Annotated in this window: 13 protein-coding genes; 4 read left to right on the top strand and 9 right to left on the bottom strand. The window is 66.3% G+C overall.

Going from position 1 to position 15,989, the window contains the following annotated elements:
- The 4 genes from addB to SE91_RS32465 all read left to right on the top strand — a co-directional run.
- A partial coding sequence (gene addB / locus SE91_RS32480) for a double-strand break repair protein AddB (protein WP_061850551.1) occupies positions 1–2,781 on the top strand: 2,781 nt, incomplete at its 5' end.
- Positions 2,775–6,284 carry a double-strand break repair helicase AddA gene (gene addA, locus SE91_RS32475; protein WP_061850550.1) on the top strand — a complete coding sequence of 1,170 codons (3,510 nt, stop codon included), beginning with the start codon at positions 2,775–2,777 and terminating at the stop codon, positions 6,282–6,284. The genes addB and addA, both read left to right, overlap by 7 nt.
- Positions 6,285–6,352: 68 nt before the next feature.
- Positions 6,353–6,673: a thioredoxin gene (gene trxA, locus SE91_RS32470; RefSeq protein ID WP_008540017.1), complete on the top strand. Its 321-nt coding sequence runs from the start codon at positions 6,353–6,355 to the stop codon at positions 6,671–6,673.
- Positions 6,674–6,818: 145 nt separating this feature from the next.
- A complete protein-coding gene (locus SE91_RS32465) occupies positions 6,819–7,826 on the top strand; it encodes an ATP-dependent DNA ligase (protein ID WP_061850549.1) in 1,008 nt (335 codons plus the stop codon).
- 139 nt (positions 7,827–7,965) lie between these two features.
- Here SE91_RS32465 and SE91_RS32460 read toward each other — a convergent pair whose 3' ends face one another.
- From SE91_RS32460 to sppA, 9 genes are all read right to left on the bottom strand, one after another.
- Positions 7,966–8,706 carry a metallophosphoesterase family protein gene (locus SE91_RS32460; RefSeq protein WP_060734358.1) on the bottom strand — a complete coding sequence of 247 codons (741 nt, stop codon included), beginning with the start codon at positions 8,704–8,706 and terminating at the stop codon, positions 7,966–7,968.
- Positions 8,707–8,835: 129 nt separating this feature from the next.
- Positions 8,836–10,179, bottom strand: a complete 1,344-nt coding sequence (locus tag SE91_RS32455; protein ID WP_008540004.1) for a bifunctional folylpolyglutamate synthase/dihydrofolate synthase — start codon at positions 10,177–10,179, stop codon at positions 8,836–8,838.
- Positions 10,176–11,117: an acetyl-CoA carboxylase, carboxyltransferase subunit beta gene (gene accD, locus SE91_RS32450; protein WP_008540003.1), complete on the bottom strand. Its 942-nt coding sequence runs from the start codon at positions 11,115–11,117 to the stop codon at positions 10,176–10,178. The genes SE91_RS32455 and accD overlap by 4 nt, the downstream gene beginning before the upstream one ends.
- A gap of 110 nt (positions 11,118–11,227) precedes the next feature.
- A complete protein-coding gene (trpA, locus tag SE91_RS32445; protein ID WP_008540002.1) occupies positions 11,228–12,064 on the bottom strand; it encodes a tryptophan synthase subunit alpha in 837 nt (278 codons plus the stop codon).
- A complete protein-coding gene (trpB, locus tag SE91_RS32440) occupies positions 12,061–13,278 on the bottom strand; it encodes a tryptophan synthase subunit beta (protein ID WP_060734359.1) in 1,218 nt (405 codons plus the stop codon). Before trpB ends, trpA begins: the two co-directional genes overlap by 4 nt.
- The gene (locus SE91_RS32435) at positions 13,275–13,934 is read right to left on the bottom strand and encodes a phosphoribosylanthranilate isomerase (protein WP_060734360.1); all 660 of its coding nucleotides are present in this window, start codon (positions 13,932–13,934) and stop codon (positions 13,275–13,277) included. The genes trpB and SE91_RS32435 overlap by 4 nt, the downstream gene beginning before the upstream one ends.
- Positions 13,935–13,999: 65 nt before the next feature.
- Entirely contained in the window at positions 14,000–14,392 is a 393-nt protein-coding gene (locus tag SE91_RS32430; protein WP_061851434.1) for a lipopolysaccharide assembly protein LapA domain-containing protein, read from the bottom strand.
- Positions 14,393–14,464: 72 nt separating this feature from the next.
- The gene (locus SE91_RS32425) at positions 14,465–14,770 is read right to left on the bottom strand and encodes an integration host factor subunit beta (RefSeq protein ID WP_008539997.1); all 306 of its coding nucleotides are present in this window, start codon (positions 14,768–14,770) and stop codon (positions 14,465–14,467) included.
- Positions 14,771–14,941: 171 nt separating this feature from the next.
- On the bottom strand, positions 14,942–15,922 hold the full coding sequence (gene sppA, locus SE91_RS32420; protein ID WP_061850548.1) for a signal peptide peptidase SppA: 981 nt from the start codon (positions 15,920–15,922) through the stop codon (positions 14,942–14,944).
- Positions 15,923–15,989 lie beyond the last annotated feature (67 nt).

The following is a 15,989-nucleotide window of genomic DNA, read 5'->3' as shown; positions in this document are numbered from 1 at the left end:
GGTCCGGTGCTGTCGCCGCTGGTGGTCGGCGGTCCCGCCTCGACGCTGGCGCTGGCGTCCGATCTCGCGCGCCTGATCGACGACATGGTCACGCGCGGCGTCGACTGGAGCGCGCTCGACGGGCTCGTGCCTGACAACCTCGACCGCTACTGGCAACACTCGCTGGAATTCCTGCGCATCGCACGCATCGCGTGGCCTGGCCATCTCGCCGAGATCAACCGCATTGAGCCGGCGGCGCGGCGCGATCTGCTGATCGCGGCGGAAGCCAAACGGCTGATCGCGCATCCTGGTGGTCCCGTGATCGCGGCCGGTTCGACCGGCTCGATGCCTGCGACCGCAAAATTCCTTCATGCGGTCGCATCGCTGCCGCATGGCGCGGTGGTGCTGCCGGGGCTCGACACCGATCTCGACGACGACGCCTGGCGCAGCATCGGCGGCGTGCGCGATGCGCTCGGCAAATTCGTGGAGCATCCGGCCTCGAACCATCCGCAATACGCCATGAATGCGCTGCTGGATCGCTTCGGCATCAAGCGCAGCGACGTCGAGATTCTGCAGCCGCGGGCCGAAGGCGGCCGCGACCTGCTCGCCTCGGAATCGATGCGGCCCTCGGCCAAGACGGAAGTCTGGCACGATCGGCTGAAGCAGCCGGACGTCACCGCAAAGATCGCCGCGGGCATGACGAACCTCAAGGTCGTCGAAGCTCCCAATCCTGAAATGGAAGCGCTCGCCATCGCCATCGCCATGCGCGAGGCGCGGCATCTCGACAAAACGGCGGCGCTGGTGACGCCCGACCGCGCGCTGGCGCGTCGGGTGATGGCCGCACTGACCCGATGGGACCTCGCCTTTGATGATTCGGGCGGCGACGTACTGATGGAAACGTCCGCCGGGGTGTTTGCCCGGCTCACCGCGGAGGCCGCGACCAAGGGCCTGGAGCCGCCGACGCTGCTGGCGATGCTGAAACATCCGCTGTGCCGGCTCAGCCGGCCGCCTGGCGGATGGAAGGCCGCGATCGAGGGACTGGAGCTCGCGGTGTTGCGCGGCACACGCCCGCCCGCAGGCACGGCCGGCCTGCTCCGCGAATTCAACCGCTTCCGCGACGAGCTGGCAAAGCTGTGGCGCAGTGAGACATCCGCGCTCCACAGGGCCGAGCCCCGTGCGCGGCTCAAGGCCGAGGACCTCGATCGCGTCCAGTCGCTGATCGATGCCTTGCAAAAAGCCTTGGCACCGATCGAGAGCTTGGCGGCATCGAAGCCGTACGACTTCGCCGAGCTTGCGCACAGGCATCGCGAGCTCATGATCGAGCTGTCGCGCGACGAGCACGGCTTTTCGCTAGCGTTCGAGGAACGCGAAGGCCTGGCACTCGCGAGTGCCTTCGACGATCTCCTGCGCGGCGGCACGACTAGCGGATTGATGGTGCCCCTGCCCGATTACGCGGATGTCTTCCAGACCGCGTTCAGCGATCGCGCGGTGCGGCGGCAGGACAGGCCGGGCGCCCGCTTGCAGATCTACGGCCCCCTGGAATCGCGCCTGATGCAGGCCGACCGCATCATCGTCGGCGGCCTGATCGAGGGCGTCTGGCCGCCGGCGCCGCGCATTGATCCCTGGCTCAGCCGGCCGATGCGGCACGAGCTCGGCCTCGATCTGCCGGAGCGCCGCATCGGCCTTTCCGCGCACGACTTCGCGCAGCTGCTCGGCGGCGGCGAGGTGATCCTGACCCATTCCGCCAAGGCCGGCGGCGCGCCCGCGGTCGCCTCGCGCTTCCTGCATCGGCTAGAGGCCGTTGCCGGCAACGAGCTCTGGAAGGCGGCGATTCGCGCCGGCGAGACATATGTGCAGTTCGCCGCCGCGCTGGACCAGCCCACGGAGGTCAAGCCGATCAAGCAGCCGGAGCCGCGGCCGCCGCGCACAACGCGGCCACTGAGAATGTCAGTCACCGCGATCGAGGATTGGCTGCGCGATCCCTACACGATCTACGCGAGGCACATTCTGCGGCTCGATGCGCTCGATCCTGTCGACATGCCGCTGTCCGCGGCCGACCGCGGCTCGGCGATCCACGATGCACTCGGTGAATTCACCGAAACTTACGCCGCTCGCCTGCCCGACGATCCCGCGCGCGTGCTGCGCACAATCGGTGAGAAATATTTCGCCCCGCTGATGGAGCGCCCCGAGGCGCGAGCGCTGTGGTGGCCGCGCTTCCAGCGCATCGCGCGCTGGTTCGGCGAATGGGAGACGGCAAGGCGCTATGCGATCGAGGCCATCACGGCCGAGACTCATGGCGAGATCTCGATCAAGCTCGATCATCAGCGCAGCTTCCGTCTCTCCGCGCGCGCCGACCGCATCGAGCGTCGCCAGGGCGGCGGCTACGCCATCCTCGACTACAAGACCGGGCAGCCGCCGACAGGCAAGCAGGTCCGCATGGGCCTGTCGCCGCAGCTGACGCTGGAAGCCGCGATCCTGCGCGAAGGCGGCTTCCCTGATATCGACGCCGGCTCATCCGTGAGCCAGCTCGTCTATGTCCGCCTCAGCGGCAACAACCCACCGGGCGAAGAACGAATCCTCGAGCTCAAATACAAGCCAGGCGACGAACCGCAGCCGCCGGACACAGCCGCCGCGGAAGCGCGCGCAAAACTGGAAGCGCTGATCCGCGCCTTCGAGGACGAGAACCAGCCCTATACCTCGCTGAACCTGCCGATGTGGACGAATCGCTACGGCGCCTATGACGACCTCGCGCGTATCAAGGAATGGTCTGCGGCTGGCGGATTGGGGATCGAGGAATGGTGAAGGCACCCCGCCCGATTCCCGATGAGGTGCGCGCGCGACAGGCGCGCGCGTCCGATCCGACCGCCTCGGCTTTCGTGTCCGCCAATGCCGGCTCGGGCAAGACCCATGTGCTGGTGCAGCGGGTGATCCGCCTGTTGCTGTCGGGCGTGCCGCCGGAGAAGATCCTCTGCATCACCTTCACCAAGGCCGCCGCCGCCAATATGGCCGAGCGCGTATTCACCACGCTTGGTCATTGGGTGACGCTGGATGACACCGCGCTCGATGCCGCGATCCGCGCGGTCGGCATCCCGCATCCCGGCGCGAAGCTGCGACGCGACGCGCGAAAACTGTTCGCCTGCGCGCTGGAGACGCCCGGCGGCCTGAAGGTGCAGACCATCCATGCGCTGTGCACGCGCCTGCTGCAGCAGTTCCCATTCGAGGCCAATGTTCCCGCGCGCTTTGCCGTGATCGACGAGCGCGACCAGACTGACATGATGGAGCGCGCCAATCTGAAGGTGTTGCTGGAGGCCGCGCGCGATCCTGACAGCGTCACCGGCCGCGCGCTGCTGACCGCGATGGCGAGCGCCGCCGACGTCACCTTCAAGGAGGTCGTGCGCGAGGCGTGTCTCAGCCGCGACCATTTCATGGCCTGGACCGACGAGGCCGGCAATGCGGAAGCGGCCGCGGCGCAGATGGCTGCGGTGCTCGGCGTTGACGTGAGCGATCGCATCGAGGACGTCGAGACGGAAATCCTGGATGGCCCGTTCCTGCCGCGATCGCGCTGGGACGACATCGCCTTTGCGCTGGAGGACGGCAGCAAGTCCGACAACGACCAGGCTGGCCGGCTGCGCGAGGCCAAGGTGTTTTCCGGCGGCGCGCAGGTCGATGCCTATCTCTGCGTCTTCCTCACCGACGACAAGCTGCCGCGCAAGGCGGTGCTGACCAAGAAGTTCTGCGATCACAATCCGTCGGTGGCCCGCCTGTTCGAAGCCGAGGCGCAGCGCCTTGCAGGGTTGATCGAGAAGCGTCGCGCCGTGACGGTTCGCGACCGTACCGCAGCCCTGCTGCACATCGCGACCGCCGCTGCCGCAAACTACCGCCGCGAGAAGCAGGAGCGCGGGCTGCTCGACTACGACGATCTGATCGACAAGACGCTGGCGATGCTCAATCGCATCGCTTCGGGCTGGGTGCACTACAAGCTCGACCGCGGCGTCGATCACGTCCTGATCGACGAGGCCCAGGACACCAGCCCGCGGCAATGGGATATCGTCGCACACATCATCTCGGAATTCACAGCCGGAGAAGGCGCGCGCGAAGGGCTGAACCGCACGGTGTTTGCGGTCGGCGACGAAAAGCAGTCGATCTTCTCGTTTCAGGGCGCCGCTCCCCACGAGTTCGATGCGCGCCGGCGCGAGTTGCACCGCAAGTTCACCGCGGCGGGGCTGAAGTTCGATCCCGTCGCCTTCACCTATTCATTCCGCTCGGGCGCGACGATCCTGCACTCGGTCGACCACGTTTTCCGCGATCCCCAGATCTACAAGAGCATCCATTCGGTCGAAATCGGTCATCCCCTGCACAATGCGCTCGCCGATGCCGGGCCGAGCGTCATCGAGCTGTGGGATCTAGCGGAAGCCGACGAGCGGCAGGACATCGAAGGCTGGCGCGCTCCGTTCGACGGCGTCGCCGTCACCAGCCCGGAAGTAAAGCTCGCGCGCCGCATCCAGGCCGAGATCAAGCGGCTGGTCGAGAGCGGCACGCTGACCGGCCACGAAGGCGAGCGCCGTCCCCTGCGCTATGGCGACATGCTGATCCTGGTGCGCCGGCGCGGCAATGCGTTCGATGCCGTGATCCAGGCGCTGAAGCACGCGGGCGTGCCGGTCGCCGGCGCCGACCGCCTCAAGCTCACCGAGCATATCGCCATCATCGACCTGATGAACCTTGCCGACGCGCTGCTGCTGCCGCAGGACGATCTCGCGCTGGCGGTGGCGCTGAAGAGCCCGTTGTTCGGACTCGACGACGACGACCTGTTCACGCTTGCCCATGACCGCAAGGGCTCGCTGCGCCGCGCGCTCGGCGAACATGCTGGCACAAGCGAAAAGTTCGCCACGGCATTGCGGCGGCTGGAAGCCTGTGAGATGCGCGCGCGCGAGGAGACGCCGTTCGCATTCTATGCCTGGCTGCTCGGCGGCGATGGCGGGCGCGCGCGCATCCTGCGCCGGCTCGGCCATGAAGCCAATGACGCGCTCGACGAATTCCTGGAGCTGGCGCTGAACTACGAGCGCAAGGCGCCGGCCTCGCTGCAGGGCTTCATGGCCTGGCTGCGCTCGGCTGACACCGAGGTGAAGCGCGACATGGAGATCTCGCGCGACGAGGTGCGGGTGATGACCGTGCACGGTGCCAAGGGCCTGGAGGCCTCGGTCGTGTTCATGGTCGATACCACCTCCTCGCCCGCGGATTCGCAGCGGCTGCGGCTGATCCACGTGCCGCGCGGCAATGGCGACGAGGTCGTGGTCTGGGCCGGCCGCAAGGCCGACGATCCCAAGCCCGTCGCCGATGCGCGCAAGGCGATGCTCGAGGAGACCGAGGACGAATACCGCCGCCTGCTCTATGTCGCGATGACGCGCGCCGCCGACCGCCTGATCGTCGGCGGCTGCATGCCCGGCAACATGAGGACGGTGCGCAAGCTGAGCTGGTACGATCTGGTCGACACCGGACTCAAAGGCTCGGGCCTCGACAAGCAGGTGATCGAGACGCCGCTCGGCAAGGTGACGCGATTCGCCCGTCCCGAGGATGTCGCAGCGCTCGGCACGCCGGCGACGTCCGTCAGCCAGACCATCGCCCTGCCCGATTGGCTGCGTCTGCCGGCCCCGCGCGAGATCGCCGACGATGATCCTGTGCGTCCCTCCGGCCAGCCTGCCGAGGAGGGGCGTGCGGTGCGGTCGGGCGAGTCGGTCCAGTCCCGCGCGCTCGCGCTGCAACGCGGCACGCTGGTGCACCGGTTGCTGCAATCCCTGCCCGACATCGCCAGCGAGCGTCGCCGCGAGGCCGCGCTGGGCTTCATGGCGCGCAACGCCTCGGACTGGCCGGACGCCGACCGCACTGCACTCGCCGACAAGGTGCTCGCCCTGATCACCGAGCCGCGTTTCGCCCCGGTCTTCGGCCCCGGCAGCCGGGCGGAGGTCGCCATCGCAGGCAAACTGGAACGGCCGGGCCGGCCGCCGGCGCTGGTATCCGGGCAGATCGACCGGCTGGTCGTCCGCCCCGACGAGGTCCTGATCGTCGACTTCAAGACCAACCAGGCGGCGCCCAAGAGCGCGACCGAAGCACCCGCGGCCTATGTCCGGCAGCTTGCGCTGTACCAGGCGGTGCTGTCGCGGCTTTATCCCCAAAAGCCTGTCAGAGCCGCCCTGCTCTGGACCGAGACCCTTGAATATATGGAGATTTCGGCCCCCGCGCTGGACGCGGCGCTGGCATCCCTTCATCTCGGGGTGAGCGTCCTTGACCCGGCAAGGAGCCGTTCATAGGTTCACCCCATGATCCCGGGCGCGATTCCAGGTCGCGCCGATTCGTTCAACCCGAGTGAGGTACTCCAATGGCCGTTAGCAAGGTTTCCGACGCCGATTTCGAAGCCGAAGTGCTCAAGGCGAACGGCCCCGTGGTCGTCGATTTCTGGGCCGAATGGTGCGGCCCCTGTCGCATGATCGCCCCCGCCCTCGACGAGATCGCCGGCGCGATGGGCGACAAGGTCAAGATCGTGAAGCTGAACGTCGACGAGAGCCCGAAGACCGCGTCCAAGTATGGTGTGATGTCGATCCCGACCCTGATGATCTTCAAGGGCGGCGAGATGGCCTCGCGCCAGGTCGGCGCTGCGCCGAAGGCGAAGCTGCAGCAGTGGATCACTTCCGCGGTCTGATCCACCACGCTTCCAATTATTTTCGACAACGGCCGGCGAAATGCCGGCCGTTCTGCGTTGAGGGGACGTGTTCAGCGTATGACGAGTCCCGCCCTTGCCAGCTTCTCCCCGAAAGCGCGATCGCAAAGCGACCTCTCTCGTCGCGATGGAGGCGCGTTCGGTCGACGAGATTCCGCGCGGCAAGGAATGGCAATACGAGCCGAAGTGGGATGGCTTCCGGTGCCTGCTGTCGCGGAGCGGCAGCGATGTCGATCTGCGCTCGAAGTCGGGCGAGGACCTCGCGCGTTATTTTCCGGAAGTCGTCGCCGCTGCGTTGAAGCTAAAGGCGGACCGCTTCACGCTCGACGGCGAGATCGTCGTGCCGCACGGCAAGGGCTTTTCCTTCGATGCCCTGCTGCAACGGATTCACCCGGCGGCCAGCCGCGTGAAGAAGCTCTCGCAGGAGGCGCCGGCGCTCTACCTCGCGTTCGATCTGCTCGCGATGGCGCGGGACAAAGGTCTTGCCGAGAAGGCGCTGCGTGAGCGCCGGCCCGCGCTGGACACTTTCGCGAAAGCCAATCTCAAGGGCAGTCTCTTCCACCTTTCGCCAGCGACGACGAGCTACGCCACGGCCAAGAAATGGCTGGCGCAATCCGGCGGCGGCTCGGACGGCGTCATCGCCAAGCGCATCGACCTGCCCTACCAGGCCGGCAATCGCGACGGCATGCAGAAGATCAAGAAATTCCGCAGCGCCGATTGCGTGGTCGGCGGCTTCCGCTACGCCACCAACAAGATCAAGGGCCGGAACGTGGTGGGCTCCCTGCTGCTTGGGCTCTATGACGATGATGGCTTGCTGCACCATGTCGGCTTCACTTCCGCCATCAAGGCGGAGGCGAAGCCTGATCTGACCGACCGGCTCGAGGCCTTGATCGGCGAGCCCGGCTTCACCGGCAACGCGCCGGGCGGACCGAGCCGCTGGTCGACCGAGCGTTCGGCGAAATGGTGCCCGCTGAAGCCGAAGCTTGTGATCGAGGTCTGCTACGACCATTTCAGCGGCGAACGCTTCCGCCACGGCACATCGATCCTGCGCTGGCGCCCCGACAAGGCGCCGCGTCAATGCAGCTTCGATCAGCTGAAGCAGAAGGCGGCGGATCCGATGAAGCTGTTGAAGTGACGCGGTCTCGTGCCCCGGACGCAGCGCAGCGCGTCTTCAGCGATGCGCTGCAGAGCCGGGGCCCATGCCGCGGCATTCTGGGTCCCGGCTCTGCGGAGCAGCGCTTAGTGCTGCACCGCGTCCGGGACACGAGCCGTGACTATCCAATCCATCCCGTCGCGAGCGCGTTCGCCAGCTCGGGCTGTCCATTGCGCCGTGCAAGGTTGGCCATGGCTTCGTGATTGTAGCCGACATGTCGGAACGTCACCTGCCAGGCGCCGCCGACGAGTTCGAGGATCGCATAACGCGCGTGCGGCGTGCCAGTCTCGACCACATGCGGATACGGATGCTTGTCGCGATAGCCGGGGCTGCCGACGCTGCCGGGGTTGACGATCAGCCGACCGTCGCGCAGGCGCACGGCGCGGGCGAGATGGGTGTGGGCGCAGAGGATCAGGGACTGCGTGACGCCCTGTGCGAGCTGCTCGATCCGATCGAGCGGCGACAGCGCCACCACGCCGTCGGGATTCACGGTGTCGAGCCAATAGACTTCGTCGTTCCCCGGCGTCGCATGGCACAGGAACACCTGCTCGCGGAAGACCCGCGTCATCGGCTGCGCCCGCAGCCAGTCGAGGTGCGCGGCATCGAGCTGTTCATAGGCGGGACGGTCCCACGAGCCCATCTTCTCCGGGGGACGGTCGAGCAGGTAGCGATCGTGATTGCCGAGCACATGCACGGCGTCCAGCTGCATCAGGATCTCGACGGTGCGGCGCGCATCGAGCGGCCCGCTCAGCATGTCGCCGAGATTGACGATGTCGGCAATGCCGAGGGCACGGATGTCGGCGAAGACAGCTTCCAGTGCGAGATGATTTCCGTGGACGTCGGCAATCGCGGCGAAACGCATGGGGCAGTCTCTCTATCGTGCCCCGGACGCAGCGCAGCGCGTCTTCCGCGGTGCGCTGCAGAGCCGGGGCCCATGTGGCGGCATTCTGGGTCCCGGCTCGCGCTTCGCGCGTCCGGGACACGAGACCGTCTATGCAGGCGGCGTGCCGTTGATCGCCAGCACGTGGCCGGCCAGATACAGCGATCCCGTGATCAGGATGCGCGGCGGGACCTCGTAGGCGAGCTTTGCCAAGCCGCGCAGCGCGGTTTCGATGCCGGGCGCGGGCTCGACGCGCATGCCGAGGCTGCGCGCGGCGTCCGCGAGACGGTCGACCGGCATCGCGTTCTCGATCTCGGGGATCGGCACCGCGATGATGTGACGGGTGAGGCCGGCGAAATTGGCGAGGAAGCCCTGCGCGTCCTTGTTGGCCATCATGCCTGATATGACCACCAGCGGCCGCGACACCCGCTCTTCGAGATCGCCGAGCGCCGCCGCGGCGACGCGGCCGCCTTCCGCATTGTGCCCGCCGTCGAGCCAGATCTCCGAGCCTTGTGGCCCCCAGGACAGCAATTCGCCCGCGCTGATGCGCTGCATCCGCGCCGGCCACTCCGCGCCGACGATGCCGGCCTCGAACGCAACGTGATTGACCTTCAGATGCGGAAGCGCGCGTAGCGTGGCGATCGCAAGCCCGGCATTGGCAAATTGGTGGCGGCCGAACAGGCGCGGCGCCGGCAGATCCATCAGGCCGCGATCGTCGGAATAGACCAGACGTCCGCGCTCGACATTGACGTGCCAGCTCTCGTTCGCCGCAAACAGCGGCGCACGCATGCGTTTGGCTTGCGCTTCGATCACCGCCATCGCGTCCGGCTCCTGCTCGGCACAAATCACGGGCACGCCGCGCTTGATGATCGCGGCCTTCTCGCCGGCGATCGATGCCAGGGTGTCCCCGAGAAACTCCATGTGGTCCATGCTGACAGGCGTGATCACGCAGGCCGCCGGCGTGTCGACCACATTGGTCGAATCGAGCCGACCGCCGAGGCCCACTTCGAGCAGCACCACATCAGCCGGATTCTGCGCGAACAAGTGGAAGGCGGCCGCCGTCTTCAGCTCGAACACGGTTGCGGCTTCGCCAGCATTGACGCGCTCGACCTCTTCAAGCGCGGCGCGCAACTCGTCGTCGCCGACCAGCACCCCGCCGCCGGCGCGGCCGAGCCGGAAGCATTCGTTGATACGGACGAGATAGGGCGAGGTGTAGGCGTGGACGCGCTGGCCTGACGCTTCCAGCATCGCGCGCAGATAGGCCAGCGTCGAGCCCTTGCCGTTGGTGCCCGCGATATGGATCACCGGCGGCAGCTTGCGTTCGGGATGGCCGAGCCGTTCGAGCAGGCGGTGCATCCGCTCCAGCCCGAGATCGATGCGCTTCTGATGCAGGACCGACAGCCGCCCGATCACTTCGCCGAGCGGGGTCTTTGCACTGTCAGGGGAGGCGTTCACGCGTGGGGCGCAGCCGGCGCCGTCTCGGCGGCCGAGACGATCTGCGCCGGGCTCGCGACCGGCTGCACCGACTTCGATGCGCCTTCCTGCGCCGGCGCCTTGGTCAAGAGGCGGCAGAGCCGCGCCAGGGTCGGACGCAGCTCGTGGCGATGCACGACCATGTCGACCATGCCGTGCTCCTTGAGATATTCGGCCCGCTGGAAACCTTCGGGGAGCTTCTCGCGGATGGTCTGCTCGATCACGCGCGCGCCGGCGAAACCGATCAGCGCGCCGGGCTCGGCGATCTGCACGTCGCCGAGCATCGCATAGGACGCGGTGACGCCGCCGGTGGTGGGATTGGTAAGCACGACGATATAGGGCAGCTTGGCCTCGCGCAGCATCTGTACCGCAACGGTCGTGCGCGGCATCTGCATCAGCGACAGGATGCCCTCCTGCATGCGCGCGCCGCCGGACGCGGCGAACACGATGAACGGCGAGTTCTTCTCGACCGCAAGCTCCATGCCGCGGACGATGGCTTCGCCCGCGGCCATGCCGAGCGAGCCGCCCATGAAATCGAAATCCTGCACGGCGACGACGACCGCAGCGCCTTCGAGCTTGCCGTAGCCGACCTTGATCGCATCATTCAAATTGGTGCGGGCGCGCGCGTCCTTGACGCGATCGACGTATTTCTTCTCGTCGCGGAACTTGAGCGGGTCGGGCGTGACCTCGGGCAGCGCAACGTCGAACCAGGTTTCGTTGTCGAAGATCGACTTCAACCGGGCCACCGCGCCCATGCGCATGTGGTAGTTCGAGCCGGGGATGACGAACTGGTTGGCCTCGACGTCCTTGTAGAACACGAGCTGTCCGGAATCCGGGCACTTGATCCACAAATTCTCCGGCGTCTCCCGCCGCAGCATGTTGCGGATCTTCGGCCGGACCACGTTGGTAAGCCAGTTCATGGTTTGCTCCGATGTGCGAACCCGCGTAGGGCTGCCTGAAAGGATATATGGCTGCCGGGCCCCTGCCCGGCAAGCCGCCGTGTCACCCGTCCGAACAGCGAAATAATGGCCTATTCCGCCGCCTGTTGCGCGCCCTTGACGCCCTGGGCCAGGGCCGCCGTCAACTCAGCCACCGCGTTAACCGTTTTGGCCGTCGCGCGTCCCTCGGCATCGAGGCTGTTCTGGAGCGCATCGACCAGTGCGGTGCCGACCACCGAACCATCGGCCTTCTCGGCAATGGCGCGCGCCGCTTCCGGCGTGCGGATGCCGAAGCCGACGCAGATCGGCAGCTTGGTATGCCGCTTGATGCGCGCGACGGCTTCACCGACTACGTTCGCGTCCGCCGCCGCTGCACCGGTGATACCGGCGATCGAGACGTAATAGACGAAGCCTGACGTGTTCGCGAGCACCGCCGGCAGGCGCTTGTCGTCGGTCGTCGGGGTCGCGAGGCGAATGAAATTCAGGCCGGCCTTCAGCGCGGGAATGCAGAGCTCGTCGTCTTCCTCCGGCGGCAAATCGACGATGATCAGGCCGTCAACGCCTGATGTCTTGGCGTCCGCCAAGAACTTGTCGACGCCGTAAATGTAGATCGGATTGTAGTAGCCCATCAGCACCAGCGGCGTGAGGTTGTCGTCCTTGCGGAAGTCGCGCACGAGATCGAGCGTCTTCTTCAGCGTCATGCCGACCTTGAGCGCACGTAGACCTGCAGCCTGGATCGAGGGACCATCCGCCATCGGATCGGTGAAGGGAATGCCCAGTTCGATGACGTCGGAGCCTGATTTCGAGAGTGCCTTGACGATCTCGAGCGACGTCGCCGGATCGGGATCGCCGGCCATCACATAGGTGACGAAGGCCGCGCGGCCCTGCTTTTTCAGCTCGGCGAAACGGGTGTCGATACGCGTGGTCACTTGCTCTTGCCCCTCAGGATGTCGCCGACCTGCGGGACGTCCTTGTCGCCGCGGCCGGAGAGGTTGACGACCATCAGGTGATCCCGGGGTCGCTTCGGGGCGAGCTCCATCACCTTGGCGATGGCGTGCGCCGGCTCCAGCGCGGGAATGATGCCTTCGAGCTTCGACAGCAGCTGGAACGCACCAAGCGCTTCTTCGTCGGTCGCGGAGAGATAGTTCACGCGGCCGACCTCGTGCAGCCAGGAATGCTCGGGGCCGATGCCGGGATAGTCGAGGCCGGCCGAGATCGAATGCGCGTCCTGGATCTGGCCGTCCGCGTCCATCAGGAGATAGGTGCGGTTGCCATGCAGCACGCCTGGACGGCCGCCCGCGATCGAGGCCGCGTGCAGCTGCGTCAGGCCGTGGCCTGCGGCCTCGACGCCGAAGATCTCGACGGAGGGATCATCGAGGAACGGATGGAACAGGCCCATCGCATTCGAGCCGCCGCCGATGCAGGCGACCAGCGAATCCGGCAGGCGACCCTCGATCTCCTGCATCTGCGTCTTGGTCTCGTTGCCGATGACCGACTGGAAGTCGCGCACCAGCGTCGGATAGGGGTGCGGGCCGGCCACCGTGCCAATGCAATAGAACGTGTTGTGCACGTTGGTGACCCAGTCGCGCAGCGCCTCGTTCATCGCGTCCTTCAGCGTGCGCGTGCCCGACTGCACCGGGATCACCTTGGCACCCAGCATCTCCATGCGGATGACGTTGGGCTGCTGCCGCTCGACGTCGACGGCGCCCATATAGACCACGCATTCGAGGCCAAAGCGCGCGCACAGCGTCGCGGTGGCGACGCCGTGCTGGCCGGCGCCGGTCTCGGCGATGATGCGCTTCTTGCCCATGCGACGCGCCAGCATGATCTGGCCGAGCACGTTGTTCACCTTGTGCGAGCCGGTGTGGTTGAGTTCTTCGCGCTTGAGATAGATCTTGGCACCGCCGAGATGCTCGGTGAGACGCTCAGCGAAATACAGCGGCGAGGGCCGGCCGACATAGTTCTTGAGATAGCCGTTCATCTCGCCCTGGAAGGCCGGATCGGCCTTGGCCGCGGTGTAAGCCTTCTCCAAATCGAGGATCAGCGGCATCAGGGTTTCGGCGACGAAGCGGCCGCCGAAATTGCCGAAATGACCGCGGTCGTCGGGGCCGCTGCGGTAGGAGTTTGGTTTGGCGATGTTCATCGTACGCTCAACTCTTGGATGGCGCGCGCGGCGCGGATGAAGGCCTTGATCATGTCAGGATCCTTGACGCCGGGAATGCTCTCGACACCCGAGGACACATCGACGCCACCGGCGCGGGTGACGCGGAGGGCTTCCGCGACGTTGTCGGCGTGAAGCCCGCCCGAGACCATGTAGGGCAATTTGAGATCGAGGTTTTCGAGCAGGTGCCAGTCGAAGGGCGCGCCGAGGCCGCCGGGGCGGGTTGCGTCCTTCGGCGCGCGCGCATCGAACAGGATGCTGTCGGCGACTGCGGCATAGCCGGGCAGCACGGCGAGATCGGCGGTGGTCGCAACCGGTACGGCTTTCATCACCGGGCGGCCGTACTTCTGCTTGATGTCGCGCAGCCGCGCGACGCTCTCCTTGCCGTGGAGCTGCAGCATGTCCGGCGACAGCGCATCCATGATGTTGTCGAGCGTGGCGTCATCGGCATCGACGGTGAGCGCAACCTTGAGCGCGCGTCGCTTCACCTGGCGGCCGAGGTCGCGTCCCATCTCGAGCGACAGATGCCGGGGCGACGGAGGGAAGAACACGAATCCCACCATGTCGGCGCCCGCGTCGAGCGCCACTTCGAGCGTCTCGCGCGTGGACAGGCCGCAGATCTTGACGAGCAGGGACATGGTCTCAAAAGCAACTGGAGGCCGCAAGCGGCGGCCGGGAAGCGGGTTTTCAGGTCGGGCCGCTTCTACAACGTCGCGCGCTGCTTGTCTCGCCCGATGGGCCCGTAAAGGCCGACCCCCGAGGGGACCGGGAGGCGCTGGGCTTCGGGCCTTGCTGCGGCCATCTGGGCCCGCAGATCGGCCAGTTCGCCCCTGGCCGCCCGGGCATCCGCATCGTTCCGTCGCGCAGCGCGCCGCCAATGCCTCTGGCCGAGCCAGACGGCGCATCCCCCCGCCAGGACGCCGAAGGCGGCGACCAGGATCAGAAGCAGGAACAGCGGCAGGGTGGCCGAAAGAGACGGATCATCCGTCATGAAGGGATCGAAGGAGACGGTGACGAATTGCCGGTTGGCGACGGCGAAAGTCACCAGGATCAGGCCCAGCGGAATCACGATCAGCGCGGTCAGGAACTTTCGCATCTCGCTTCGCTCGCCTTGAATCAAAGCTTCCGGCCGCATCGTGTGCGACCGCGGGATTCCCCTGACGCCGGCTCAGTCTGCCGCGCCGGGATCCGGATGGTCGCGGTTCAGCCGCTCGCGCATTTCCTTGCCGGTCTTGAAGAATGGAACGCTCTTCTGATCGACGGGCACATGGGCGCCGGTGCGCGGATTGCGCCCGGCGCGTGCAGGGCGATGCTTGACCGAGAAGGCACCGAAGCCGCGCAGCTCGACGCGATCACCGCGTGCGAGGGCCGCTACGATCTCTTCGAGAATCGCATTCACAATGTTCTCGACATCCCGCTGGTACAGATGCGGGTTGTGCTCGGCGATGCGCTGAACAAGTTCGGATTTGATCATCGAGAGATAGGACCCGGAAGCGTGCGGATGACCATTTCCGTGAAAATACCGTGATCTGTCAAGACGCTAAATCAAGGTTGAGCGTCGTGAAAATGCGTGACAAATGCCGAAAAAGCAGGCTGACCCGGCACGCGCGAGACGGGAAAAACCTTCCGAACTCGCCTGGTTCCCTCAGTTTGACGCGGCCGGCTGCCACAGGGCCAGCATTCCATCCATTCCGAACCGATCGACAGCCTGCACGACGCCGGTTTGCCCGATTTGCTGCGCAATCGAGCCCAAACCAAGCGCTTCCAGCGTCACGGCAGCGGCCGTCCTGAGGAACGTCAGATCGCCCAAGCGCGGCTGGAGCTTGTAATCGCGCACGCTGAGGCCCTTCTTGACGCCCTTGTTCTCGACCAGCCAGGTCACCGCCGTCTTCTCGTCGCCGATCTGGTCGATCAGCTTGAGATCGATCGCTTGGCGGCCGGTGAAGACGCGGCCATCGGCCACTTTCTCCAGCTGCGTGTCATCCATGCCACGCCGTTCCTTCACCAGGCCCCTGAACCAGGAATAGGAATCCTTCACCAGCGCGTCGAGCGCGGCGCGCGCCTCCGGGCTGGTGGGCTCGAAACCATTGGGCGCGGCCTTCAGCGGCGACGACTTCACCTCCTCGACCTTGACGCCGATGGTCTTCAAGAGCTCGGTGACGTTCGGATACTGGAACAGCACGCCGATCGAGCCGACCAGCGAGCTCTGCTGGGCGACGATGTGGTCGCTCGCGATCGCGGTGATGTAACCGCCGGAGGCGGCAAGGCCTTCGACCACGACGACCAGCGGCTTCTTCGCCTTCAGCCGGGTGAGCGAGTCATAGAGCTGCTCGGATCCGGCAGTGGTGCCGCCCGGCGAGTTGATGTGCACGATGACGGCAGCAGCCTGCGAATTCTCCAGCCGCTCCAGCGCCTGGGTGCGTTCGGAATCGCTGCGGATCAGGCCCTCGATGTTGACGCGCGCGATCGAGCCGGCGGATGCGAAGGTGCCGCGCGCGCCTGGGGTCGTGATCAGCGCAACGCTCGCAATCGCCGCGATCGCGATCAACGCAGCCATCACGCGCCAGAACGTCAGCTTGCGGCGGATCCTGCGGCGATCGACGATGATGTCAGAATCGAGCGACATCGAGATATCTCCAAATGAAAGATCGGGCGCGTTGTGCCGTCACGGCATGACCTACGGTCTATCTGGA

This window comes from Bradyrhizobium sp. DOA1 (assembly GCF_001593325.1).
GTDB lineage: Bacteria > Pseudomonadota > Alphaproteobacteria > Rhizobiales > Xanthobacteraceae > Bradyrhizobium.
Note: the sequence above shows the minus strand (reverse complement) of the source record. Positions and strands in the feature narration are given on the sequence as shown.

Bases quoted from the DNA above. Each gene is read 5' to 3' on its own strand.
- sppA (WP_061850548.1), bottom strand. From the start codon at position 15,922: ATGTCGCTCGATTCTGACATCATCGTCGATCGCCGCAGGATCCGCCGC.
- SE91_RS32460 (WP_060734358.1), bottom strand. From the start codon at position 8,706: ATGCGTTTCGCCGCGATTGCCGACGTCCACGGAAATCATCTCGCACTG.
- SE91_RS32465 (WP_061850549.1), top strand. From the start codon at position 6,819: ATGGAGGCGCGTTCGGTCGACGAGATTCCGCGCGGCAAGGAATGGCAA.
- SE91_RS32435 (WP_060734360.1), bottom strand. From the start codon at position 13,934: ATGTCCCTGCTCGTCAAGATCTGCGGCCTGTCCACGCGCGAGACGCTC.
- accD (WP_008540003.1), bottom strand. From the start codon at position 11,117: ATGAACTGGCTTACCAACGTGGTCCGGCCGAAGATCCGCAACATGCTG.
- trpB (WP_060734359.1), bottom strand. From the start codon at position 13,278: ATGAACATCGCCAAACCAAACTCCTACCGCAGCGGCCCCGACGACCGC.
- SE91_RS32425 (WP_008539997.1), bottom strand. From the start codon at position 14,770: ATGATCAAATCCGAACTTGTTCAGCGCATCGCCGAGCACAACCCGCAT.
- SE91_RS32430 (WP_061851434.1), bottom strand. From the start codon at position 14,392: ATGCGAAAGTTCCTGACCGCGCTGATCGTGATTCCGCTGGGCCTGATC.
- addA (WP_061850550.1), top strand. From the start codon at position 2,775: ATGGTGAAGGCACCCCGCCCGATTCCCGATGAGGTGCGCGCGCGACAG.
- trxA (WP_008540017.1), top strand. From the start codon at position 6,353: ATGGCCGTTAGCAAGGTTTCCGACGCCGATTTCGAAGCCGAAGTGCTC.